The sequence below is a fragment of the Coraliomargarita algicola genome (assembly GCF_033878955.1).
Lineage (GTDB): Bacteria > Verrucomicrobiota > Verrucomicrobiia > Opitutales > Coraliomargaritaceae > Thalassobacterium > Thalassobacterium algicola.
The window spans coordinates 3,172,496-3,197,565 of sequence record NZ_CP138858.1; the positions used below are offsets into that span (position 1 = coordinate 3,172,496).

The following is a 25,070-nucleotide window of genomic DNA, read 5'->3' on the forward strand; positions in this document are numbered from 1 at the left end:
TCTTCACAGTTGAGCCTTAAGGGGCTGATCTTTGACCGCCCCGTTATCTTCTTCTTATTGGAGCCGAGCTTTGAATTAGAAGGCGCTCGTTCGAAGTTCTGGCGACTTAGAGCCGACTCATAAATGCATTGGCTTCGTCGATAGAGGCTTCCATTTCTTTGACCAGGCTGGCGACTTCTTCTTGGATTTTGACCACTTCCACATCCAGCGCGGCGATCGCGCGGGCGTTCAGGTTGTGCTTCAGGTAGAGCACTTGATCTTGAAACAGTTCGACCACGGGGGCCATGCTGGCTTCGGCTTTGCGCATTTTAGTCACCATGCCGTTGTAGCTGGCGCGGGTCTCGCGCAGTGAGCGTTGGCTGGAGCTACGCAGGCTAGCGCTTTGGTAGGATTCCAGTTCTTGTTCCCATTCGGCGAAGAGTGCTTCGGCCACCGACTCGACTTTGTCGATACGTTTGGAGACGCGCTCGGCGGCTTTCAAACTGTCTTCGTAGGCCGCGTTGATTTTGCTATAAACCGCCTCTAAATCGCCGCCCTGATACTCCGTCACGGCGGTGAAGGCCTCGAGTGCGTCGGCAAAAGTTTCCTTAGCCTCTTCTTGTTCATCGCGGGCTTCTTCCACCCGATCGACCATCAGTTCACGTTTTTCGATGCCGAGCTTCTCCATGGAGGCATAATAAACCGACTGGCAGCCAGTGGCAGAGAAAATCATCGCAGCACAAACGATCGCATAAAATACTTTCATAGTCCGAACTGTGGCGCGATTCAGCTAAACTGCAACTTCATAGAGCGCGTTCGTAGTGACAAGCTTCCAGCTTGTCGGAGATGGTTGCAGCACCCGTGCACAAGCTGGAAGCTCGTGACTACACCTTGGCTTCGTAAGCTTTTAGCAACTTTGCGTCGGCGAACAGTGGTCCGGCCGGCACGATACTGGCGACCAGTAGCCAGCCGGTGAGTTTCCACGACCACTTGTAATCCAGCTGACCCAATAAGGCGAAGCCTACGTAGGCCATCCACAAAATGCCGTGTGCCATCCCGATTGGCCGGATCAGCACATCGTTGCCCCAAATATATTTAAGCGGCATCGCAATGCCGAAGAGCAAGATCGAGGAGATGGCTTCCCAGGTGCCTACGGAGCGCAGGCGGTGAAGTGTGCTGTCGAAACGGAACATAGCGCACTGTTGGATACGATAAATCGAGTAAAGTCAAATGACCTGGCATGCGTAGCCGGATTTCTTTGTCATTCTTTGAGATATCGTTCTCGATACCACTTCATTTGTTTTTCTGGTAGCGTCATCGCATTAATTGCTTCTTGGACGACCGCCTGATCCAAGCGACTGGCTCCACTGGCGATGTTGCCGAGTGCTTGATTGCGTAACTTTTCATTCTCGATCGAATAGGCCCAGGGGAGTGCGTCTTTGGGAGATTTTTGATGAATTTGACCGACCAGCTCGGTGGCTGCGACATCTCGTTGGTGGCCCTCTGCGAGACTGTTGACCCATTCGGAGGCGGCCAGTGAATCTTCGCCCACCCAGCCCGCGACGAAACTCTGTGTCACGGAGTCTGTTTTTTCCTGTTCGGGCAGAGCTTCGATCCATTCCAATGCTTTCTGAGGATTGTCTTTTGTTGTAAATAAAACGTGTCGTCTGATGTAACTTGAGCGAGCCTCATCGGCTGGCATGGCCAGGATATAATTGCCCGCCGCAGTATTGTCGTTTCTTGCCCAAGCGCTCAACGCGTAGCCCACGGCTTCTTGACGGATCTCTTCTGCTTTGATTGCTCTTGCCCAGATGAGTGCTTCGGAAGGGGCATGTTTTGCCCAGTTGCTTGCAACCGACTTAGCTAGATCTACAAGCAATATGCTGTTTTCGCTAAAATTCTCAAAGGTGTATGCTGCGGCTTGTTCGGGCTCTATATTGGCCCAAGAGCCGATGACGTTTTGAAGGGCAGCTTGGCGGATCGCATCGTCTGGTTGTGTGAGTACCCAATTGAGGGTGCCCATCGTATCTGCGGCTGCGAGCCCATAGATGTTTTGCTGTATGACGCTGTCACGGGCATCGCCCGGAGACATCAAATCGATGAGTTGCATCGCTGCGCTGGGAGCTGATTGTGTGATTTGCCTGATGTCATGGCGAAAAATATCCGTAATTTCATTTGAGTCTAAATGCAATTGGCTCCAGTTGGCGACCTCTTGTGGGTTTATGGTTAACCACGATTTAAGGAAACCATCACGCGCTTGTGGGGTGACTAGGCCGTCGTTAGAAATCAGTGCGATTCCTTTATCCAAATCGGAGCGAGCCAATGCCCACATCAAGGAGCGCCAACCATGATCGAGCGCAGGATTCTGATTATTTTTTTCTGCCCATTCAAGCGTCGCATCGATGTCACGATAGGCTGCGCGACTCATAAACGCGCCAATCAGTTGATTCTGCAGCTCGGAAGACTCCATCGCTATGAGCTGGCGCCCTGCCGCTTGGAGGTCCTTCTTCACCCAACTGCTCACAAAACTCTGCTGATAGCTCCAAGCTATGGATGCCGTATTTGGCAATGTCTCTAGTAGTTCGAGCCCGCGGCTTGGGGCGTTGGCTCCTAAATAGGCGAGGATGGCACCATAAGCATCACGCTTGGAAGCTGTAGTTAACTGATCCGCTTCGATGATCGCGCTTTCGGCATCCTCTGTGGCGAGTTGATGGAAAATCGATACGATCAGGGCGGAATCGTTTCGCACGCTTGATAGCTCGCTATGTGACATTAAGTGGAGTGCGTGCAGCGGATCTGTAATGGCGAGCTGACTAATGATTGTCTGCTGCATCTTCTTCTTTAGCCGCGAATCTGTTCCTGATTCTGTGGCAGACATCCAAGCTGCCTGACTGTCTTCGCTCGTCCATATTCTTAAGATGGCTGATAGGGCACGGCTCTCCTCTGTGGCCTGCAGGTGTGACTTGGCAAATTCTAGCGCCCCGTCCCGATCCAACTCCGCCCAGCGTCGTACGGTCATTTCAAGCGCGGTCTTAGCTATGGGTGCTTCGGTTTGTTCTGTTAGCGCGACCGCGATACTCGCTAAGCCTTGTGCATCAGATTGATCGATCAGCGTCATCGTCGAGTAGATATTGTTCCACGAGGACTCCGAGGCTAATACTGGGGGGGATGCTTGCCATTCGGTTATAGCCGAGCTTTCTTCAGCGTCTTGGATGTTGAGTTCGGTATCCCGTATCGTTTTGCTGGATTCGTGGAAAGCCATTTGGCCGAGTAAAACTCCCAAAATCAATGTGGAGAAGAGGCTAGCTATAGATTTCATGCTGATACCTTATGATTTATATCCCGTTAGGCAAGGTTAGGGATTTTACTGTCATGTGTGTATGCGACCCGAGTGAGAGCGCAGTCGCTCAATTCTACTTGCAGTTTACACACGCTAGCCTTTTTTGCACTTCTAGCTATGCCGGAACTGCCCGAAGTTAAAACCATTCAAGACCAGCTGAACGCGATCATGCCCTTTCGCATTAAGCGCTGCTCGTTGAGTCGAGTCGCGGATTCGATTGTGCACACGCCCATGGATCACCTGGTGGGACGCAGTTTGCTAAGAGTCGAGCGCAAGGGGAAGCTGTTGGATTTCATTCTCGACGATGGCCACCACTTGTTGAGCCATCTCGGCATGTCGGGCGGATGGTTGATCGCGTCCGAGTGGATCACGACCAAGCATACCCATGTGCAATTTACCGGCGACTCTGGCTACCTTGGCTATGTTGATCCGCGCCGTTTCGGGCATATGTATTTATACGACGAGCCACGGGCCGCCGCGAAGCTGGCCGAGCTGGGGCACGATCTCTTGGCCCCAGAATTTACCGCTCCCTACTTTAAGGCCTGCCTGCTGCGCTATCCGCTGCGGGCGGTGAAAGTCTCGCTGCTGGATCAGTCGCTCTTTGCGGGCACTGGTAATTATATCGCCAACGAGATTTGCGCGCATGCTAGAGTCTTGCCGCATCGATTGGTCCAAAGCCTGAGCACTCGGGAAATCAATAAACTCTATCGCGCTGTTTCGACGGTAATTAACGGCACCATCACCCGCGGCGGCGTCGCCTTCGGAGGCGGCTACCGTGATACCAAAGGCGACAAGGGCACCGGCGTGCAAAACCTGGTGGTTTTCTACCAGCAAGAATGTCAACTCTGCAAAAAGACGCCTGTGGTCAAAACCGTCCTCGGCCAACGCGGCACCTACCATTGTCCACGCTGCCAGAAGTAGCTTGTGTCGCGAGTTGCGTAGCCTCGGTTCTTAGAACTGGGGAGTTGTAGCCTCGGTTCTCTGAACCGGGGAGTTGTAGCCGGGGAGTGTAGCCTCGGTTCTTAGAACCGGGGAGGGGCTTGGTAGGAAAGAACATTGAAGTTTTGCTTTAAATCGGTCGCTTATTGGGGGCAATGATCGCAACGACGCCCACTCAACTCATCCTCGAAAGCCTTCGTTCGGCGCCGCTCTTGATCGGGGACCTGCCGGAGGCGGCCGTGTTGGATCGCTCTCGATTGGGCTCGACGGGTGCATGCGCAGTTGATCCGCTTCGTTTTGACCAAAAATTGGGGCACCTCTACGAGCAAGCGCTCGGTCGTTTGCTGGAATCCTCGAATGCGCTCACCTTGTTGGCGAGTCACTTGCAGGTCTTTGCCGAGAGCGGACGCACCTTGGGGGAGCTGGATTATCTGCTGCATGATCATACGCGTGATCAGTACATCCACCTTGAGTTAGCGGTTAAATTTTACCTCGCAGTCAAAGGACGTGATGGCTGGCAGTTTCCCGGGCCGGACCCGCGTGATAATTGGCAGCGCAAGCTGGATCGGCTGCGCAGGCATCAGTTACAATTGAGTCGCTTGCCGGAAACGCGTCAGCTCTTATGTGAGCGTTTTGGGATCGATGCCATCCAGACACAGCAACTGATTTACGGCTGTCTCTTTCTGCCGATGGGACAGGATGCGGTCCCGCCGCTGGAGCTGTTCTCGCCCAGCGCCCGCGTCGGCCACTGGCTGTATCTTAGTGAGTGGGCACAAAACTTCGCCGGAGTTGAGGAAGTGTTGCTCATGGACAAACCACTGTGGCCGGTCGAGCTGAGCTCGCAGGCAAAGCGCCAGTTTCCAGTGATTTCTGTGCCCAGACTGCATCAACTCGCCAGCGAGCGCTGCACCCTGTTTTGCCTGCCCGATTCGACACAGCCCTATTTCTTAGTGCCGCCTAGCTGGCCGGGGGGAATGTCTTGATTGAGACGACCATAGGCCTGGGGTGACTCGGATGTAGCCAAGGTTCGTTTATGTCTCTGGCTGCATTGTCTCTTATGCGTCTATGTGAAAGCTTATAGCCCTCGGAGTGGGGCTTGCTTTGGTGGGGAAGTTTCGATTAGATATTTTGAATTCACGCTGAGTGAATTCTCTCCTTTTTATTCAGATAATTACCAATGATGCCTACCATACTTGCCTTCGGAGCTAGCACCAGCGCTCAGTCTATTAATAAGCAACTCGCTGGATATGCGGCCAATGCAATTCCTGATGCGAATGTTAAATTAATCGATCTCAACGATTTTGCGACGCCGATGTATTCCGTCGATGAGGAAGCCGTGAATGGGATTCCTGCAGCAGCGAAAGCTTTCGTTGCCGAGATTGAAGCCGTCGATGCGGTGATTGTGTCTTTGGCTGAGCATAACGGCAGCTATACGGCCGCGTTTAAAAACCTCTTCGACTGGGGCACTCGGCATAAGCAAAAAGTGTGGTCGGACAAAAAGATGTTGCTACTGAGCACCTCGCCAGGCGGGCGTGGGGGCGCAACTGTTTTGGCAGCCGCTGCCAGCACATTCCCGCACCTTGGCGGTGATGTGGTCGCGACCTTTTCCCTTCCATCGTTTGCTGACAATTTTTCGACGACTGACGGCATTCAGAACGAAGATCTGAAAAAGACTTTTGCGCGTAAGCTCGCGGAGTTTCGCGCCTCACTCTAATTAACTGCCAGGCTTGATGGCTTCCGTCCCCTGTAGTTCCGGTGGGAGCTTGTCGGCTTCGTAGGTGGGGAAGCTGAGCTCGGCCAGACTGTGGTGGGGCACGTCAAAGCTAGTCTTGCCTTGGCTGCGGTCCACGATCACGCCGACGGCGACGGGCTCGGCTCCGTGGGCGCGGCATTGTTCCAGTGCTTCGACCACGCGGCCACCGCGGGTGATCACGTCTTCGACGATCAGCACTTTTTCGCTCGGCTCAAATTTGAAATTGCGGCGTAGTGCCAGTTTGTCGTCCACTTTTTCAAGGAAGACAAAGCGCAGGCCCAGTTGGCGTGCCACTTCTTGTCCGATCACCAGGCCGCCCATAGCGGGACCCACCACGGTGGTGGCGCCGTATTTTTTGAGCATCGGCACCATGATTTCGGCCAGACGAGTGACTTTATCCATATATTGGCAGACTTGGGCGCACTGAAAGAAGTGTGCGCTATGTAGCCCCGAGCGGAGGAGGAAGTGGCCTTCAAGTAAGGCGCCGCTGTCTTTAAAAATTTGGATAACTTCGTCGTTTTTGAGTACTCATGCGGCGCAGTGTGCGCCTGATCGGCGTAGTGACAAGCTTCCAGCTTGTCGAATTTTGTTGGACGACCCGCTGGAAGCTTGTCACTACGTTGATATGCTTAATTTGCTACATCGCCATATACTTAAAGAGATCCTGGTCGCCACTGGCTTGGCTATGGGGCTCTTTATTTTTGTGCTGCTGGTGGGGAATGCGCTGCGCGATGTGGCTGAATTGGTGGTCGCAGGGAAGTTGGACTTCTGGGTCTTTCTTAAAGTTTTGGGCCTGCTGATCCCTTATGTGGCCTCCTTTGCGCTGCCGTTGGGGATGTTGACCGGCACTTTGATTGCGCTGGGGCGCTTGTCGTCGCAGCGGGAAATTACCGCTATGAAGTCGGCGGGGCTGAGTTTATACCAGATTGCGGCCCCGGTTTTTTTGATCGCTTGCGTGGGCATGGTGGTCGCGGTGGTGGTGAATTTACAGTATGCGCCACAGTCGCGTGTCGAGCGTAAGGCGCTGATGGCGAGTGCGCTCACGGATAATCCTGTCGGCTTCATTGAGGAGCGCCGTTTTATTCACGAGTTTCCCGGTTACGTGATCTATATGGGGGGACGCGATGGCTCGACCATGAAGGACTTTTGGATCTGGGAGCTGGATGCGCAAAAACGGGTGACACTGTTCTTGCGTGCGGCGGAGGGGGCGCTGGATTTTGACGAGGCGAATAAGGATCTGATTCTGACACTTAAAAATGGCACTGCCGAGAAGCGGGATGCAGATAATCCCGAGGCTTTCGGAGGAGATATGCCGGATTCTTTGTTTTTTGGCGAATTGCCGATCGCTCTGCCCTTGGATCAATTGTTTGGCGACAGTGATCGTAAGCGCAAGGTGCGCATTAAAGAGATGACTTTTGCCCAGCTGATGGAACAGCGGCAGGCGGAGTTGGACAAGGAAGCTGAGACCGGGGAGGGGATGACGGAGGAACGGTTGAAGGTGCAGATGCACATTCAGAAAAATTTTGCTTTGGCATTTTCAGTCTTTTCCTTGGCGGTTTTTGGAGTGCCGCTGGCGATTCAAGTGGGGCGTAAGGAAACGTATGCCAACCTTGGCATCGCGCTGGTGATCGCCATGAGCTATTACTTTCTGATCATTATGGTCAGTTGGTTAGAAGACTTACCCGCATTGCGTCCGGATCTATTGATCTGGTTGCCAAATATAATTTTTCAAAGCATTGGCTTTTGGATGATCCGTCGGGCGAGCCGCCACTAATTTAAGGATGAAAGTCCTCGAAATCCAGAATCCACCCTCGGTGGAAGCGCTCGTGGAGTGCTTCGGACGGCAGCCGCTGTCCTTTGTCTTGGATAGTGCGCAGTCCAATGATGGCTTGGGGGCCTGGAGTTTTTTTGGCGCGCATCCCTTTCAGACGGTTACTGGAGATCTGGACGATCTGCGCCAGGCGATGCAGGCCTATCCATTGGAATCGCATCCAGAGATTCCATTCACCGGGGGAGCGGTCGGTTACCTGAGTTACGACTATGGCCGGCGCTTAGAGCGTGTGCCCTGCCTCGCACAAGATGATCGCTCGATTCCTGATATGTCCTTTGCCCTCTACGATGGTGTGGCGGCACTCAATCACCAGAGCGGAGTGCTGTATTTGATCGGGCATGATGTTCACATGGCTGCGGACGCGGTGATCGAGCGCCTGCGGTCAATCGTAGGGGCGCGACTTGTCACGCCCGCATCAGAGTCAGCTTGCGTCACCTCCGAGTCGCTTCCGTTTTGCCAAACTGCGGCGGGCGTCACAAGTGAAGCCCCTACCACGGGCGCCTCGGCGGCCATGCCTGCCTGCCGCGGCGCTTGGCAATGGAACTTTTCAAAGGCCGATTTCTGCACTGCGGTGCAGCGTGTGCGTGACTATATTGCCAGTGGCGACGTGTATCAGGTGAATCTCTCCCAGCGCGCCCGTTGCACCTTCGAGGGTGACAGCATTGCACTGTATCAAGCGCTCCGTCGTGGCAATCCTGCTCCTTACGGGGCCTATCTGGACCTAGGCGACTGGCAGCTCATTTCCACTTCGCCGGAGCAGTTTTTGCAAAAGCGCGGTCGTGCCTTGGAGACGCGGCCGATTAAGGGCACTCGCCCGCGTGGTGCGAGCGCAGCAGAGGACTTGCAGCAAGCGGCCGCTCTGCGTGCTTCGGAAAAGGACCGCGCAGAGTTGTTGATGATCGTCGATCTCGAGCGTAATGACCTGGGGCGTATCGCGGAATTTGGCTCGGTGCAGGTCGAGGGATTGTATCAGTTGGAGCATTATGCGCGTGTCATTCACCAGACTGCGCGCGTCAAGGCCAGGCTCAGAGAGGGCAAGGATGTCTACGATGCCTTGGCGGCGCTTTTCCCCGGCGGCTCTATCACCGGCGCGCCCAAAGTGCGTGCGATGGAGATTATCGAAGCGCTCGAGCCCACTCGACGCGGCGCCTATTGTGGCTCCATCGGATACATCGGCTTCGATGGCGATGCCGAGTTTAATATCGCCATTCGCAGTTTGCACCTGAAAGCGGGGCAACTTGATTATCAAGTGGGCGGTGGGATTGTCTGGGACTCACAGCCAGAGGCCGAATACCAAGAAACCTTAGATAAAGCCCGCGCGATTCGCGAAGCGATTGATCAGTTATGTCAGACATCGTCATAATATCCCCCACTGAGTGCGTGATGCTCGCGCCGACGGATGCCGGTTTTGCGCACGGCTTCGGGCTCTTTGAAACCATGCGCTATGACGCGGGCCGCCTTTATTTTTGGCAGGATCACTGGGCCCGACTGACACGTTCTGCGCGGCACTTTACGCTCGATTTGCCCGCGGAAGCGGCAGTGCTGCGTGCTTTGCGTCAATTGGTCACGTCCGCGGCGATGCAATCTGGCATTTTGAAACTGTCCCTACTCAAGCATGCGGAGGGCAGCTGTCTCTATGTGTATGCCCGCCCACCGTTGCCGGCACCCGATCGCCGCTGCTTGTGGCTTGATACGGATTGTCCAATTGGCCGCCGTTCCTTGCTGGCTGGACATAAAACCCACAATTACATGGAGGCCATGTGCCTGCTGCAGCGCGCACGTGAGCAAGGTTTTTACGATGCCCTACGTCTCGATGACGCAGGCATGCTCGCGGAAACCACCACCGCTAACCTCTTTTTTGTCAGAGACGGTTGCCTATATACTCCTGCGCTCGATACCGGTATCCTGCCGGGGGTGACGCGTGCCGCGTTGTTGCGCGCCACTGAGTTAGGCATCGTCGAGGGACGATTCACTCCCGATGATTTGTTCGAGGCTGAGGCGGTCTTCGTGACTAATGCGACTCATGGCGTGCAAATCGTCGAGGGCATCGATGGTTTTAGTGGGGATCGCCGCCTTGATTTGACTGGCGCTTCGCAGGCTTGTCAGGCGATAGAGTCAGTGCTGGTACGGGCTCAGGCCGAACGGGCCTATCAACTCATTTGAAAAAACGCTTTACACTCGCCTGCTTTTCTGGCTCTTTCCAGCCTTTCCACTAATTTCAACAGCAATTTACACATGGGTAACCTCAAGAAAAAACGCCGTCTCAAGATGAACAACCACAAACGCCGCAAGCGTTTGAAGTCCAATCGCCACAAGAAGCGCACTTGGTAGTGTGTCACTGGTGTATTGGTAAGATCACTGGATAATCAATTTCTACAAACGACTCTCCCTCGCAGGAGAGTCGTTTTTTTATGTGCGGTGAACTCGCGCTACGCGAGGTCTCCGCGTTGCGTCAGCTCGCCGGCCAGGCGCGGCTAATCCGCCAGCAGACGCGACTAGCGTCGCATCGCTACCCGAGATGTGGTTTTCGTAGCGAACTCGCGCTAGCGAGGTCTCTGCAGTGCGTCAGCTCGCCAGCTAGGGGCGGCTAATTCGCCAGCAGACGCGACTGGCGTCGCGTCGCTACACAAACTGTGCCGAGCGCCTCACTACGCGAGTTATACACAGTGCATCGCTACAGATTGACAGCTCACCGACTCTTCAACTTTCTGGTGCGATGTCTTCGATTTTCGATCCCTATTTTGCCAAGAGCCCGACGCTGAAATTACTGCGTAGCCCGAGCGCTTGCTTTGTGTTGGGCTTCTTTTTTGTGAGTTTTAAGGAAAATGGTCTGACGCAAATTCCGGAAGAGGACTTGGAGGCGCTCTTGGATCGGCATTTGCAGGAGGCTCGCGCGGCAGAGCCCGATGCGATGCCGCGGGATGCGAAATACTATTTGACCCAGTGGTGCGAGGAGAGTCATCGACTCTTGCAGAAGCGTTTCGTGGAGGCGCAGAACAGCTATGTGTATCAACTCACGCAGTTTAGTGAGAAGGCGCTGGCCTGGGTGGAGGACTTGCGGCGCGGGGATCGACGTGGCTATACCACCTCGGATTCTCGTTTTACCCGTATTGTCTCGGAGTTGCGTCGCATTGAGCGCGAGACGAATGCTAACCCGGAGGCGCGACGCAAGGAGTTGTTGAAGCAGCGCGATGAGATCGATGCGGAACTGCAGCAAATCCGCGAGACGGGCAAGGTCGACACGCTGGATCCGGCAGCAGTCAAGGATGCGCTGCACGATTTGGAGACCGACATCGACGAATTTTTGAGCGACTTTCGCTCGATTGAGGAGACTTTCCGCGAGCAAGCGCGCGACATTCAGAATTTATATCTAGAGCAGCAACTCTCGAAGGGAGACCTGGTGGCCCATGTGTTGGACGCCGACGAGGCGCTGCGGAATCGAGATCAGGGCCGCAGTTACTTCGGCTTTCGTGAGTCGATTACCTCGGTCGAGAATCGCGAGGAACTGCTGGCACTGGCGAAACGCGCAGCCGAGCTGGCACAGACGCATGAGCTGGACGCGCACGTTTTCCAACAATTGCCCAAGCGTCTCTACGATGAAGTGTCGAGCGTCGCTGGAATTTACCGCCGCATCTCGGGGCAACTGCGTCGTGTGGTGGAGGAGCAGACTTCGCAACAGACGCGCTACTTAATGGAATTGCTGGCTGAGGTGCGCTCCTTGGCCAATGCCTGTGGCGATTTGCCTGCCGATGAGGCATTGCACCATTGGGAAGAGCCCGTTCGTTTTAACAATTTCATGGAAGTTGGCACTTGGGAAGCCCCGGAGTCGACGCGTTTCGAAGAGATCGATCCGGACGAGGCGAGGAGCGTGGCTTCCTTGAAGGATGCGTTGGGCCGTATTGGTAAACCGCTGAATTTGCCGAAGTATCGCAAACGCTTGACCGAGGTCTTAGAAGCGCAGCCACAGGTAAGCCTGCGCGAGTTGGTGGAGCGCTATCCGATCGAGTCGGGCATCGTGGATGTGGTCGCCTATGTCGCGGTTGCGGGCGAGGGCTCGCAGAATGTCTTTTACCCCGAAACCATGCAGATTGACTTAAAGCGCGAAGTGCAACCGCGCTATGCTGAACTTGAGAAAATCGTCTTTATAAAATGAATCCGTCCGTCATCACAATTCGTCACGTCATCGTTCAACTGGTGCGTGGACCACTCTATCAGGAAGAGACAGAGTCCTGGGCTCGTTTGTTGCGCGACCGCCATCAGGTCGAATCACATTTCCATCTGATGGGCCTGGACCTCGTCGTGGATGAGGACGCGGGCTACGCCTTTCTGCGCAATGAAGATACGAGCGAAGAAGAGGAAGAGCCGTCCGAGAGTCACGAGGGCGAAGCGCCGCTGCCACGATTGATGCGTCGCACGCCGCTGTCTTTTCTGCCGACGGTGCTGTTGACGGAGCTGCGCGAGCGCTTGCTGCGGCATGATCAATCCACCGATGGCACCGATTATCTCTACCTGGAATTTCGCGATATTCTGGAGTTTATGCGCCCCTATTGTGGCGAGACCGGTAACGAGCAAAAGATCGAGAAAAAGGTCAAAGCCGCCGTGGCACGCTTGGCGGAATTGTCCGCCCTGCGTCAAGTGCCCAACCGTAGCGAGGTGATCTATCGCGTCGAGCCGATCCTGCGGGCCAAGCTGCCTGTCGACCAGATCGAGGCGATTCGCAATCGTTTGAAAGCACACTTGGGCCAAGAGGATGTCGCCGAGGATGCGACGGAGGATGCCGACGAAGGCGAGATTGAAGCAACAGAGGAGGACGCAGAGGTATGAATCACGAACCACAAGCTACGCTAGAATTTGCACCCGATCGTTCCACGGCCGGATTTCGCTTACATCAATTTTCAGTTCTGAACTGGGGCACCTTTCATGGGCGCGTGCACAGTTTTGCGCCCGACGGCCGCACCAGTCTGTTGAGCGGTGGTAATGGTGCCGGTAAATCGACTTTGGCCGATGCGGTGCTCACCATCCTGATCGATAGCCGCAAGCGAAACTATAATCAGGCCTCGGCCGGCGGCGGTGAGCGTAAGCAAAAGAAAGAGCGTAACGAAAAGGACTATGTGCTCGGCACGTATTCCGAAGAGCACGATCAGGAGCGAGGCTACGGGCGTCCCAAGCAGCTGCGTAAAGCGGGGCAATCGGTCACTGTTCTGTTGGCTTATTTTTACAACGAAACTTATCAACAACATGTGACCTTGGCACAGGTGCTGTGGCTCACGCCGGCCAAGAAATTGGAGCGCGCCTATGTGGTGGCGAAGAAGAAACTGACCATCGAGGACGATTTCAAAGATCTGGGCAGTCCATCCGAGGTGCGGCAAAAACTGAAGGAGCGGGCACTGGAGCCCTTGGACACCTTTACGCTCTACTCGCAGCGCTTTCATGAGGCGCTTTGTCTGTCGGCGGAAAAGAATCCGATGGATATTTTCAATCAGGCGGTGTGCATCAAGGACATTAGTAACCTGACTAATTTCATTCGTGAATACATGCTGGACGACGGCGGCGCGCCCAAAAAACTGGAAGAGTTGCGCAATAACTTTGAGGAACTGCGCCGCACCTACGAGCGTATCGAGCGTGAGAAAAAACGTCTCGACCGGCTCAATGAAATTCACCGTCTCAATAACACCGTGCAGATCCAGGAGGATCAGGTCGACCATTGGACTGCTTGCATCGAGGCAGCGCCGTTGTTTTTCGCAGAGACCGAGTTGAAGTTTAGAACTGCGGATGCAGAAGAAATCGAACGCGAGTTGGTCAAAGCGCGGGCCGAGGAAATGTCCGAAGGTTTAAAAGTGGAGGCACAACAAGAACGCATCCAGCAGCTGACCATCGCGATTGAGTCCAGTGAGACCGGGCGTCGCCTACAGCAGATCAAGGCAGAGCTGGCGCAGTTGCAGCAACAGATTAAGCCACGCCAAGCGCGTTATAAACAGTTTATCGCGCGCGCCGAAAAGTGGCGCACGGGCACTGTCTGCCAAGCGGAAGCGGACTTTGTTGAGCTCTTGGCCGAAGCTCAGAAAGATGCCGAACGATTGGGTAAACGCTCTAAGGCCTTAGGGAAACAGCTGGATCAACTGCGGGCAGAATTGGAGCAGCTCACTTTGCAACAAGAGCAGATCAGTGCAGAGGTTCGCAGCCTACAAGAGCGGGAGGGCAATATCGACGACAAGCTTACTCGCATGCGCGACGGCATCGCCAAGGCCTTGAAAGTTAGCCCGAAGGAACTGCCCTTCGTCGGTGAGCTGGTGCAAATCAAAGAAAGCGAAGCCATCTGGACGGGTGCGATCGAACGACTGGTGCATAGCTTTGCACTCTGCGTGCTGGTGCCAGGGCGATTGCGCAAACAGATGGACGACTATGTGCACCGCACCAATCTGCGCGGGCTGTTGGTGTATCATGTGGTGGAGGGCGAAGCGCGCTCTACCAACCCGCAAGTAGAATCGGGCTCTGTGGCTACCAAGCTGGAGATTCATGCCGATGCGGGGGAGTTTGATCGTTGGCTGGCTGCCGAGCTTAGTTATCGTTATGATCATCTGTGCTGTGAGGCGCCGGACGAGTTGTTCAATCGCGCCAAGACGGCCATCACGGTTGGCGGCCTAATCAAGCAACGCGGCTCCGAGCGACGCAAGGACGACCGTCACGATATCAATGACCGCAGCCGCGATGTTTTGGGCTGGGATAATTCGACCAAGATCAAAGCGTTGCAAGCGCGCCATGCCGAGCAAGAGGTGACGCGCAGCGAACTCGTGGAGAATTTGCGTAAGCTGACTAACGAGAAAGATGGCATCGATACCGCCTTGCAGGCCGCGAAATCCTTGCCCGACATTGCCAGCGATTGGGATGCCGTGGATTACTTTAGCCCCGTGTTGACTCAGGATGAGCTCAAGGTCGAGCGCCAGCAGCTCGAATCCAGTTCAGACGAACAGAGTAGTTTACAGGCGCAACTCGAGGAGGCCAAGGCCGCCAAAGCACGCGCGAGCGAGAATAGCAAAAATGCGCGCGAACGCTTGGGGGCGTGGAAGGCGCGTCAGGAGCAAAACGAGAGCGGCATGCAGGACTGCCAGACGATTATTGATTTGGCCAACGAGAACCCCGAGCAAATGCAAGTCATGCAGGAGCGCTTGCCCGCGGTGAAAAAGCTACTCGAGATTCCGCCCACCAGTGTCGCGGCATTACAAACTGCAAAGTCGCAAATCAACAGCGAGCTGGATCGCAAGCGCAGTGAAGCCAACCGCAAACGCAATGATGCTGGCAACGCCGCCAAGTTAGAGATTCAGCGCTTCCTCGACGATGTCAAAAACGAGGAGCCCAAACTGCATGATGAACTTTATACCGATGGCCTCGCGGTTCCGGGATATAGTGAGTCCTTGTTCGCGCCCTTTGAAAAGCTGCGCATTCGCATCGAGGAGGAAGACCTGCCTAAAAATCAGCAACGTTTTAATCGCTTGCTACAGACCAATTTGATCGAAGACGTTTCGAGCTTTGATGGGCTGCTGAGTCAGCATGCGGAAACCATTAAGAACCGCATCGCCGATTTGAACTTACATTTGAAAGAAGTCGATTTCGACCGCAATAAACACACCTATATTCAGCTCGTTCCCGAGCGCACCGACGATGATAAACAGAAACGCTTTCGTGCGCTGCGTCAGTATGCTTTGGAAAATATCGTGCAGGAAGAGAACACCGACGAAGAGCGCTCCGAGCGCTTCAACCGCGTGCGTCACTTGCTGGACGAACTGAGCAAAGATGAGAAATGGACGCAGCAGGTTGTCGATGTTCGCAACTGGTTCAACTTCCGAGCCGACGAATTTTACCGTGAGACCGATGAAAGCTTCCAGTGTTATTCTGGTGCTTCCGGGAAGTCTGGCGGTGAAAAGAATCGACTCGCTTCCACCATTCTCGCCACCGCGATTGCTTATCAATATGGCATCTCGCTGAACAACGATCACCAGACCGAAACCTTCCGCTTGGTCGTGGTGGACGAAATGTTTAGTAAGACCGACGATGAGTTTTCGACTTATTTACTAGAGCTGTTTAAGCAGTTTAGCCTGCAACTGATCATCGTGCAGCCCTTGGACTCCAAGGTCCACCTGGTGCAGAAATATGTCGAACGCTATCATATTGTAACCCGGCCCAACGTGCATTCGGAAATTCATAATCTGGATGTTTATGAATATAAACAACTGATGGACGAAGTTGCGGACTCATGACCTTGGATGACTTACGCAATAAGGCCGCTCGCAAACTGAACGAAGTTTTGCGCGGTCTGATTGTGGGGGATTCTGTATTCCCTTTGCCAATACGTATCGCCAAACCCAAGACCACGGCGCCCCTGTCGGAGTGGCGTGCGATCGACAGTTTAATACGTTCGCAGAGCCGCGAGTCACTGGGCTTTGGTTATACCATCGAGTGGGCGACCGTGAATTCGAAGCGGCATGGCAAGAACGAGTTTCCCGTGCGACTTAGCTTCGCCTCCGCAGATGATTTTCTAAAGTATTTAGGAGCCGAGCACGAAGCGCAGGCAGTGCTGGCAAATGTGACCCGTCTCTGTGAGTGGGCCCCCTCCGCACGTACCTGGTGCGCGGAGCATCTGCCGCTGATGCGTAAGCCCGCCGAAACGATACAGTATGCTATCAAACTATTGACTTATTTACAGGCCAATCCCGCTCCCGGACTCTATCCGCGGCAATTGCCGGTAGCCGTGCCGACTAAGTTTTTCGAACAAGAGCGCCCCTTGTTGTCCGCGCTGGTGCAGGCCTTCGCGCCTGAGTGTCGCGTGCAGACGGAGGGCACACTCGAAGAGCAGCTCGGGCTGATGAGCAAGGAGAGCCTGATCGAGTTTCGCTCCTTGGACCCGACGATTGAATCGCTGCCCTTCGGTCATGCGATGGCCACCGCGCGTGAGTTAGCGGAGAAAGCGCATTATTTCGAGGCCTTTGAGCGCGTCATCGTCGTGGAAAATCACGTGCCTTTTTTGACGCTGCCGCACTTGCCCAAAACTATAGCGATCATGGGGCATGGTTTTGCGGTCAGTCGATTGGGCCGCGTTGGGTGGTTGGCAGCCAAGCACGTTTACTATTGGGGCGATATCGACCTCTCCGGATTTGGGATCCTTGCGCAAATCAGAGCGGCACTTCCCACAGTCGAATCGATCCTAATGGATGCCGAGACCTTTGAGCGCTGCCGCGCCTATCAGCAGCCGCACAGTGCGGAGCAGCAAGTCTCCGAAGCGCAGCAGATTTATTTAACTGCCGCAGAGTCGGCCATGGTCAGGCAGCTCCAAGCACTTTCCGGCATACGCGTCGAGCAAGAGCAGATCGATTATACCATGGTACAAGAGACCCTACGAAGACGCATTGCGCCCGAAGCGCTCACTCCTACCTGAGGATACACAGTCAAAGGTAAGAGTAACGGCTTCAGCCGTTTTTTAATATTTGTATTCAGATTGAGTGCCGTGTTCAGCGTGTTCACGCCAATGGGGGTGCGCTCGCACGAGCATGGTGCTACCTAATGGATGGCTATTTTACCTGAACCATGAGAGTGAATCAGGAAAAAACTTAAAATTGAGCGCTTGACTTGACCTTCTCAGATCGTTTTCTACCCTCTTTCACTTTACGCCAGAGTAGCTCAGTGGTAGAGCAGAGGACTCATAAGCCTTTGGTCGGCAGTTCAAATCTGCCCTTTGGCACCATTTTTTTTAAGACTAAAGCCTTTCGATTGCTCGGGAGGCTTTTTTCGTTTCGAGCGTTCCGGTGGGGCAGCTTTGAACTGCCTCGGCAGCTCAAATGTGTCAGTCGCCGCCCAGAGGGCACCCGCGCCTGCCACCCTCCGCTTCGCTGCGGGCGAGCGTTGCTCGCCATCTCCGTGCTGTCGCACTGCGTCTGCCCTTTGGCACCATTTTTTTTTAAGACTAAAGCCTTTCGATTGCTCGGGAGGCTTTTTTCGTTTTGAGCGTTCCGGTGGGGCAGCTTTGAACTGCCTCGGCAGCTCAAATGTGTCAGTCGCTGCCCAGAGGGCACCCGCGCCTGACACCCTCCGCTTCGCTGCGGGCGAGCGGAGCTCGCCATCTCCGTGCTGTCGCACTGCGTCTGCTCTTTGGCACCATTTTTTTAAGACTAAAGCCTTCCGATTGCTCGGGAGGCTTTTTTCGTAATATCAATAAGTTGTGGCGCTTTCTGTCTCGTCAAAATGGCGCATGCCGGAATTGGTTCATAACTAACTGATTAATAGTGGATGGCTTTTGTTTTCTGACCTCTGACTTAAGGTTAATCATGACTGGAGATTAGAGCCGTATACAGAAACAAGCTGACAAAAACTCTGCGGGGGGAGCGGATCGATCGGCGAAGCCGTTTCGACCGACGCTTGTAGCGCTGCCGGATTATCCGCTTGGTTTCTAACTATTTTTTCAGTATTGTATCGGGAAATCTGAAATCGGCAGACTATTTGCTAACAATTCTTCTGAAATCAGACGATCCCCTCATTATGTTTTTTGAAGATTATAAAACCGAGCATTTCTTCGATGAAATGTTCGACTCCGACGGCACCGTCCGTCCTCATTACCAAGCGATCTTTGAGCGCCTAGGTCCCTTTACTGTGGATGCTTTCGAGCAAAAACGGCAAGCGGTGGACCTGTCGTTTTTGCGGCAAGGCATCACTTTTACCGTCTATGGCGACGAAGAGGGCACAGAGAAAATTTTTCCTTTCGACTTGATGCCGCGCATTATCCCGAAGACCGAATGGGAGTTTCTGGAGCGCGGGCTCACGCAGCGGATGCAGGCTTTGAATATGTTCCTTAAGGATGTGTATTCGGAGCAGCGTATTATTAAAGAGGGCATCATTCCGGCTAGTTACATCCTGTCGGGAAAGCACTTCCGGCGTGAGTTTATGAATGTTCAAGTGCCGCGGGATATTTACATTCATATTTGTGGCACGGACTTGATTCGTGATGATGCGGGCAACTATTTGGTGCTGGAGGATAATGCACGCAGCCCCTCTGGTGTGTCATATCTGCTGGAGAATCGCCAAGCGATGAAGCGGGCCTTCCCTAATTTCTTTCCTAAGGCGGGCGTACGTCCGGTGGAGAATTACTCCGAGGAATTGCTCAAAACTCTGCAATATGTGGCACCTTACGGTAAGGAAAACCCAGTTTGTGTCCTGTTAACGCCCGGGCATTTCAACTCTGCCTACTTTGAGCATTGCTTCCTTGCGCGTCAAATGGGCATCGAAATCGTGGAAGGCAGTGACCTCGTGGTGCGTGATTACAAAGTCTATATGCGCACGACTCAGGGCTTGCAGCAGGTGGACGTGATTTACCGACGTATCGATGATGATTTTATCGACCCGAGTGTCTTTCGTCCGGATTCCATGCTGGGCGTGCCGGGATTGGTCAACGCACTACGTGCGGGCAATGTGAATATTGCCAATGCAATCGGCACGGGCATCGCCGATGACAAATTAATCTACGCGTATGTGCCGGATATGATTCGCTTCTATATGAGCGAAGAGCCGATTCTGGGGCAGGTGGAGACATTCTTTGCTTCGGAGGACGATGACTTTAAATATATCATGGATAACCTGGACCAGTTGGTGGTCAAATCGGCCAACGAAGCGGGGGGCTATGGTATGTTGATCGGTCCGAAGGCGACCAAGCAGGAGGTCGAAGATTTCCGTGCGTTGATTAAGGCAGACCCACGCAACTTTATTGCTCAGCCGCCGATCATGCTTTCGCGACACCCCACTTGGTGTGATGGCGACTTTGAGGGGAGGCATGTGGATTTGCGCCCTTACATACTCTCGGGGGAAAAAACTTCGATCGTTCCCGGCGGTTTGACACGGGTGGCTTTGAAGAAGGGCTCCTTGGTGGTGAACTCTTCGCAGGGCGGGGGGAGTAAAGATACCTGGGTGCTTTATTCGGATAGTTAAAGACTGCTTTGGCTGTATTCTATAATCTTATTGTTTCATATTTATGCTTTCACGCGTTGCCGATTCTCTCTACTGGATGAGCCGTTACATAGAACGGGCCGAAAATATCGCCCGTTTGTTGGACGTTAATCTCCAGCTCTTGCTCGATTTCGAAGCCTTGGACGATGATAAGCTCAAGGAACACTGGGAGCCGGTGATCCGAGCTGCCGGGGAAGAGGAGCTTTTCTACGAACTCTACGATCAGGCGGACTCGCAGAGTGTGACCGATTTTCTGACCTTTAATCGGGAAAACTCCAGTTCGGTGATTTCTTGTATGTTTGCTGCGCGTGAAAATGCGCGGATGATTCGCGACCAGATTTCGACTGAGATGTGGCAGTGCCTGAACCACGCCTATTTGTTTCTAAAATCAAATAACGCGAAGAAGGTCTGGGACGAGGGGCCTTATGAATTTTATAAACAGATTCAGGATTACAGTCACTTGTTTCAGGGGATGACGGATTCCACTTTTTCACATACCGAGGGCTTTTACTTCATGCAGGTCGGTAAATATTTGGAGCGTGCGGACAAGACGAGTCGTATCTTGGATATTAAATACCACATGTTGCTGCCTAGTGTGGATGATGTGGGCGGCGCGATTGATGCCGTGCAGTGGGGGGCGATTCTAAAGTCGTGTAGTGGCTTTGAGGCTTACCACAGTGTGTATGTGACTGCCGTGAATCCACTTAAAGTGTCGAATTTCCTGATTTTTAATCAACACTTCCCACGCTCGATTTTGTCTTGTGTGCGGCATTTGGATGCGAATTTGCACCAGATCTCGGGGTGCAATCCGGGCTTTTACTCGAACGATGTTGAACGCGTGTCGGGACGTTTGATGAGTGACCTGACTTATAGTAATATCTCGGATGTTTTTAAATCGGGGCTGCACGAATATTTATCACAGCTACAGGAGCGTTTTGTTGAGATTGGTAAGGTGATGTATGAGAATTATATGTTCCACGCGCGCCCCGATATGGAAACGGAGATTGCCACGCAACAGCAACAGCAGCAACAACAGTGAAAACGTAGAGGCGCGACTTGTCACAATGCCACGCCCGCGTCAGATTCAGCTACGTCCAAATAAGTTGCGTCAAATCAGACGGACGGATTCTCTGCGGTATTCACCCATGCGTCGCTTTCAGCTATGCAGGCCGCAGCAAGTCAAGCCCCTACGTTTATTCGTTCATTCGAGTTTACCTCCCCCATGAAATTTTCCGTCCAACACATCACTCGTTATACCTACGCCAAGCCAGTGTGGGATAGCTTTAATGATGCGCATCTTTGTCCCGTTTCGGATGATCTGCAGCATTGTGAATCATTTGAGCTCAAGATTGCGCCGAATCGCCCGAGTGTGATGCGACGCTTGGACTTTTATACCAATCAAGTGCATCATTTTGAGGTGATGGAGCCTCACGATTATTTAGAAGTTCAGGCGCGTTCAGTGGTCGTCACTTCCAGTGATACGCGCGACTTTACTGTTACTAGTGAGGTCTCTCGGCTTTTCGGACTCGATCGTAATGAGCGCTATTACGATTTTTTGGCGGGCAGTCAGCGAGTGTTTTTATGCCCTATGTTTGAGCATGAAGCGAAGGAGATTGTTACAGGCCTGCCAGACGTGCGATTGCAGGTTGAGGCGATAATGAGTTATATTTTTAGTCACTTTAGCTATGCGCCAGGTAGCACCAGTGTGGAGTCGAATGTGATGCAGGTGTTTGAGCACAAGCGTGGCGTGTGTCAGGATTTTGCCCATGTGATGATTGCGCTGTGCCGCTCCATTGGGATACCGGCACGTTATGTGAGTGGTTATTTTTATGTAGAGAAGTCCGAATCCGGTTCAGCTTCGGACAATTCAGCATCGCATGCGTGGGTGGAATGTTTTCTGCCGGGTATCGGCTGGGCGGGCTATGATCCGACGCATGATCGGCGCGTGGATGCGACTTATATCAAAGTCGCCATCGGGCGGGATTATGTGGATGTGCGGCCTCTCGCTGGCACTTTCCGGGGCGGGGCAGTCGCGGAGATGGAAGTCGCCGTTCAGGTAGAGCGGTTATGAGGCTAATCGGAAGATCAGAACGCCGAAGTTTCAAGGGCTAAAGTTGAATACTGAATCCGGTTTGGTGCCAAAGCGGAACGGTTCAACCTCATTCTCGGTATTTTTTCTCTTTTGTCTGGCACGAACTATCGAAGCCGCAACAGTGTGCGACCCACACCTCATGAAAGTTGTTTTAGCAGAAAAACCCTCCGTCGCCCGCGATATCGCGAAATACCTCAAAGCTACCAGCAAGGGGCCGGGGGTTTTGCGAAACGACGAGTGGGCGGTCACCTGGGCCTTCGGCCACATGGTGGAGCTGCAAGAGCCCGAAGAGTACCAGCCTGATTGGAAGCCCTGGCGCCTCAGTAATCTGCCCATCATTCCCGACGAATTTAAACTGCGCTCGCGTAAGGACGGCTCCGCACATGATCAGCTGATGATCATTAAAAAACTCTTTCAAGAAGCCGACGAAATTGTCTGCGCGACGGACGCCGGCCGTGAGGGGGAGCTGATCTTTCGCTACATCCTCACCTGGACCGAGTGCGAAAATAAGCCCTGCAAGCGCCTCTGGATCAGCTCCTTGACCAATGCCGCCATTGAAAAAGGCTTTAAGAAACTGGCCTCCAGCACCGACTACGACCGCCTCTATTACGCCGCCAAATGCCGCAGCGAGGCCGACTGGATCGTGGGGCTCAACGCCACCCGTTTCTTTACCGTCGAATACGGCAAGCGCAACCTCCTGCTCAGTCTCGGCCGGGTGCAGACCCCCATTCTCGCCATGATCGTTAACCGCGACCTCGAGATCGAATACTTCAAGCCCAAGGACTTCTGGGAGGTCCACACCCTCTGCCGTGAGGCCACCTTCAAGCACACCGGCGGCAAATTCGAAGATCAGGCCAAGGCTCAGGCCATTCTGGAAAAAGTCACCGGCCAGGAATTGGTGGTCAAATCCGTCACTAAAAAGAACGAAAAGGCCAACCCGCCCCAGCTCTACGACCTCACCTCCCTGCAGCAGGACATGAATAAGCGCTACGGCTTCACCGCCGATCAGACGCTCAAGCTCGCGCAAAACCTCTACGAAAGTAAGCACCTCACTTACCCCCGCACCGACAGCCGCTATATCAGCAGCGACATCCAGCCCACCATCCCCCCGCTGCTAGAAGCCCTGCGCCGCCTCAAGCCCGAAGAGATCGACAAGCTCGACACTGCCGCGCTCCCCTTCAATGCCCGCATCGTTGACGATAAAAAGGTCTCCGATCACCATGCCATCCTGCCCACCGAAGTGCTCGGCGACTCCCTCGCCGGCGACGAGCGCAAGCTCTATCAGGCAGTGGTCACCCGCCTAATCGCCGTCTTCTATCCGCCCTGCATTAAGGCCGTCACCGTGGTCAATGCCGTTGCTGCCGGAGAACCCTTTCGCGCCCGTGGCAAAGTCCTGGTCGATGCCGGCTGGCAGGCACTCTACGGCAAATCCGAGCCCGTGGAGACCACCAAAAAGACCAAAGGCAAGGCCGACGACGCCGCGCAGGAACTGCCCGACTTCCAAAAGGGCGAAAGCAATCCACACCAGCCCTCGCTGCCCCAGTTTAAAACCTCCGCGCCCAAGCGCTTCAACGAAGCCACCTTGCTACAACTCATGGAGACCGCCGGTAAGATCGTGACCGACGAAGCCCTCAAAGAAGCGCTCAAGGACAAAGGCGTCGGCACCCCCGCCACCCGCGCCTCCATCATCGAAGTCCTCATTTCGCGCAACTATGTCGAACGCAAAAAGAAAAACCTCATCAGCACCGAGTCTGGCCGCGGCCTCATTTCCCTGATCCAAGACGAGCGCCTTAAGTCCCCCGAACTCACCGGCAACTGGGAATTCCGGCTCAAACAAGTCGAGCGTGGCGAGTATGATCCCGCCCAATTCATGTCTGAGGTCGCCGACTACACCCGCGAGATTTTGCAATGCACTTCCGCCAAAACTGTCAGCCTCGCCAACCTCGGGCCCTGTCCCATCTGCAACGCGCCCGTCATCCGCGGCAAGGCCGCCTATGGTTGCTCCGATTGGAAGGCCGGCTGCAAATTCGTCCTGCCCGGTGAACTCTGGGGGCTAGGCATCGGGCCCCAACTCGCCCGTGAGATACTGACCCATAAGCGCAGCCTCACCCCGCACCCCATCGAAGTCGACGGAAGCAAACGCTTCGCCACCATTCAACTGGACAAACAAGGCAATTTCAGTTTCGAAGAAGCCGAAGTCGCCAAAAAAGAAGCCGGTCAAGAAGGCCTCGGGCAGTGCCCCACCTGCGGCGGCGACGTCGTCATCGGCCGTAAAGCCTACGGCTGTTCCAACTGGCGCAACGGCTGCAAATTTGTCATTTGGAAAAGCATGGCGCAAAAAGAGATCCCCTTGGAGGTGGCGCAACAACTCTTACAGACCGGCAGCACCGAAACTCTCAGCGGCTTCAAATCCAAAGCTGGCAAAGATTTCGATGCCAAGTTAAAGGTAGTGAACGGCGAAGTGAAATTCGACTTTTCGTAGAGGCTGACAATAGGTCGAATATCATACGGTTTGCCCGGTAGAGTCTTTGGGCGAAGCATGAGTCCTAGGTTCAATGTTGAGAGATTACTCAATCGTGAGGTGTGGAGCCTCGTCTTGCAGCGCTTTGTTTATATATGTATTGGCGAGCCGGGCTGCATTTTTAATAACATCATGTCGGTGTATTGCAGTTTGCGGGCAAGGTCGCGGGCGAGGTTGACCATCAGTTGGCAAAATATGTCGGGCGCCTCGCCGCGCAATTTGTTTAAGTTGCGGCGTGAGAGCATGATGAGTGTGCAGTCTTCGGCAGCGACAAAGGAGGCGGTGTTATTGATCAGCGAGAGCATGGCCGCCTCGCCAAAACAGTCGCCCACATGGAAGCTGCGCTTGCTGACAGTGATGGAGCGATCGGTGATCTGTAGCTCTACTTGGCCGCCTTGAATGATGTAAAGGTGTGAGGGCTCTTCCCCTTCTTTGGCGATGTAGGCGCCTTTTGTAAAGTGAGCGACCTGAAAATACTGGAAAATGAGTGCTCGCTTTTCATCTGTGATCCCGCCGAGAAATGAGATCTTTTCGAGAATCGGTAAAACGGATTTGGGATCTGTCAGTGCTTCGAATTGTGGTTTCGGGGGGATCATGATTCAGCGCGCGACTTGGGACAAGAGATGTGTC

The 25,070-nt window shown here is 53.9% G+C and carries 20 protein-coding genes and 1 tRNA gene; 16 read left to right on the top strand and 5 right to left on the bottom strand.

The genetic code is table 11. From position 1 onward, the window contains the following. Positions 1–106: 106 nt before the first annotated feature. The 3 genes from SH580_RS12835 to SH580_RS12845 form a co-directional block, all read right to left on the bottom strand. The gene (locus tag SH580_RS12835; RefSeq protein WP_319831259.1) at positions 107–745 is read right to left on the bottom strand and encodes a DUF2959 family protein; all 639 of its coding nucleotides are present in this window, start codon (positions 743–745) and stop codon (positions 107–109) included. A 118-nt stretch (positions 746–863) separates the two neighbouring features. Continuing rightward, positions 864–1,172 (bottom strand): DUF3817 domain-containing protein, encoded by a 309-nt coding sequence (locus SH580_RS12840; RefSeq protein ID WP_308950001.1) that lies wholly within the window; start codon positions 1,170–1,172, stop codon positions 864–866. A 68-nt stretch (positions 1,173–1,240) separates the two neighbouring features. Continuing rightward, on the bottom strand, positions 1,241–3,298 hold the full coding sequence (locus tag SH580_RS12845; RefSeq protein ID WP_319831260.1) for a hypothetical protein: 2,058 nt from the start codon (positions 3,296–3,298) through the stop codon (positions 1,241–1,243). 138 nt (positions 3,299–3,436) lie between these two features. Here SH580_RS12845 and SH580_RS12850 point away from each other — a divergent pair, with 138 nt between their 5' ends. The 3 genes from SH580_RS12850 (at position 3,437) to SH580_RS12860 (ending at position 5,972) form a co-directional block, all read left to right on the top strand. Further along, positions 3,437–4,240, top strand: coding sequence for an Fpg/Nei family DNA glycosylase (locus tag SH580_RS12850; protein ID WP_319831261.1), 804 nt, complete (start codon positions 3,437–3,439; stop codon positions 4,238–4,240). Between the two features lie 173 nt (positions 4,241–4,413). Then, positions 4,414–5,241: a DUF1853 family protein gene (locus tag SH580_RS12855; protein ID WP_319831262.1), complete on the top strand. Its 828-nt coding sequence runs from the start codon at positions 4,414–4,416 to the stop codon at positions 5,239–5,241. A gap of 194 nt (positions 5,242–5,435) precedes the next feature. Further along, positions 5,436–5,972 carry an NADPH-dependent FMN reductase gene (locus SH580_RS12860; RefSeq protein WP_319831263.1) on the top strand — a complete coding sequence of 179 codons (537 nt, stop codon included), beginning with the start codon at positions 5,436–5,438 and terminating at the stop codon, positions 5,970–5,972. Here SH580_RS12860 and pyrE read toward each other — a convergent pair whose 3' ends face one another. Beyond that, positions 5,973–6,518, bottom strand: a complete 546-nt coding sequence (gene pyrE / locus SH580_RS12865) for an orotate phosphoribosyltransferase (protein ID WP_319835010.1) — start codon at positions 6,516–6,518, stop codon at positions 5,973–5,975. A 118-nt stretch (positions 6,519–6,636) separates the two neighbouring features. Between pyrE and SH580_RS12870 the strand changes: the two genes are divergently transcribed. The 13 genes from SH580_RS12870 to SH580_RS12930 all read left to right on the top strand — a co-directional run bounded on the left by SH580_RS12870 (position 6,637) and on the right by SH580_RS12930 (position 24,401). Continuing rightward, positions 6,637–7,785 (top strand): LptF/LptG family permease, encoded by a 1,149-nt coding sequence (locus tag SH580_RS12870; RefSeq protein ID WP_319831264.1) that lies wholly within the window; start codon positions 6,637–6,639, stop codon positions 7,783–7,785. A 7-nt stretch (positions 7,786–7,792) separates the two neighbouring features. After that, positions 7,793–9,205 (top strand): aminodeoxychorismate synthase component I, encoded by a 1,413-nt coding sequence (gene pabB, locus SH580_RS12875; RefSeq protein WP_319831265.1) that lies wholly within the window; start codon positions 7,793–7,795, stop codon positions 9,203–9,205. Continuing rightward, positions 9,187–10,005 carry an aminotransferase class IV gene (locus SH580_RS12880; RefSeq protein WP_319831266.1) on the top strand — a complete coding sequence of 273 codons (819 nt, stop codon included), beginning with the start codon at positions 9,187–9,189 and terminating at the stop codon, positions 10,003–10,005. Before pabB ends, SH580_RS12880 begins: the two co-directional genes overlap by 19 nt. A 72-nt stretch (positions 10,006–10,077) precedes the next feature. After that, positions 10,078–10,173, top strand: coding sequence for an AURKAIP1/COX24 domain-containing protein (locus tag SH580_RS12885; RefSeq protein ID WP_155417653.1), 96 nt, complete (start codon positions 10,078–10,080; stop codon positions 10,171–10,173). A 385-nt stretch (positions 10,174–10,558) separates the two neighbouring features. Continuing rightward, positions 10,559–11,995, top strand: a complete 1,437-nt coding sequence (locus tag SH580_RS12890) for a DUF3375 family protein (protein WP_319831267.1) — start codon at positions 10,559–10,561, stop codon at positions 11,993–11,995. Then, positions 11,992–12,666 carry a DUF4194 domain-containing protein gene (locus SH580_RS12895; protein WP_319831268.1) on the top strand — a complete coding sequence of 225 codons (675 nt, stop codon included), beginning with the start codon at positions 11,992–11,994 and terminating at the stop codon, positions 12,664–12,666. The genes SH580_RS12890 and SH580_RS12895 overlap by 4 nt, the downstream gene beginning before the upstream one ends. Further along, a complete protein-coding gene (locus tag SH580_RS12900; RefSeq protein ID WP_319831269.1) occupies positions 12,663–16,097 on the top strand; it encodes an ATP-binding protein in 3,435 nt (1,144 codons plus the stop codon). The genes SH580_RS12895 and SH580_RS12900 overlap by 4 nt, the downstream gene beginning before the upstream one ends. 2 nt (positions 16,098–16,099) lie before the next feature. Further along, entirely contained in the window at positions 16,100–17,272 is a 1,173-nt protein-coding gene (locus SH580_RS12905; RefSeq protein WP_319831270.1) for a Wadjet anti-phage system protein JetD domain-containing protein, read from the top strand. A gap of 231 nt (positions 17,273–17,503) precedes the next feature. Then, positions 17,504–17,578, top strand: a tRNA-Met gene (locus SH580_RS12910). 791 nt (positions 17,579–18,369) lie between these two features. Further along, the gene (locus tag SH580_RS12915; RefSeq protein ID WP_319831271.1) at positions 18,370–19,809 is read left to right on the top strand and encodes a circularly permuted type 2 ATP-grasp protein; all 1,440 of its coding nucleotides are present in this window, start codon (positions 18,370–18,372) and stop codon (positions 19,807–19,809) included. A 43-nt stretch (positions 19,810–19,852) separates the two neighbouring features. Then, positions 19,853–20,866, top strand: a complete 1,014-nt coding sequence (locus SH580_RS12920) for an alpha-E domain-containing protein (protein WP_319831272.1) — start codon at positions 19,853–19,855, stop codon at positions 20,864–20,866. A 183-nt stretch (positions 20,867–21,049) separates the two neighbouring features. Next, entirely contained in the window at positions 21,050–21,898 is an 849-nt protein-coding gene (locus SH580_RS12925; RefSeq protein ID WP_319831273.1) for a transglutaminase family protein, read from the top strand. A 160-nt stretch (positions 21,899–22,058) separates the two neighbouring features. Further along, entirely contained in the window at positions 22,059–24,401 is a 2,343-nt protein-coding gene (locus tag SH580_RS12930) for a DNA topoisomerase 3 (protein ID WP_319831274.1), read from the top strand. Between the two features lie 128 nt (positions 24,402–24,529). On the opposite strand, the gene SH580_RS12935 is transcribed toward SH580_RS12930, so the two are convergent. Then, positions 24,530–25,036, bottom strand: coding sequence for a cyclic nucleotide-binding domain-containing protein (locus tag SH580_RS12935; RefSeq protein ID WP_319831275.1), 507 nt, complete (start codon positions 25,034–25,036; stop codon positions 24,530–24,532). Positions 25,037–25,070: the final 34 nt, after the last annotated feature.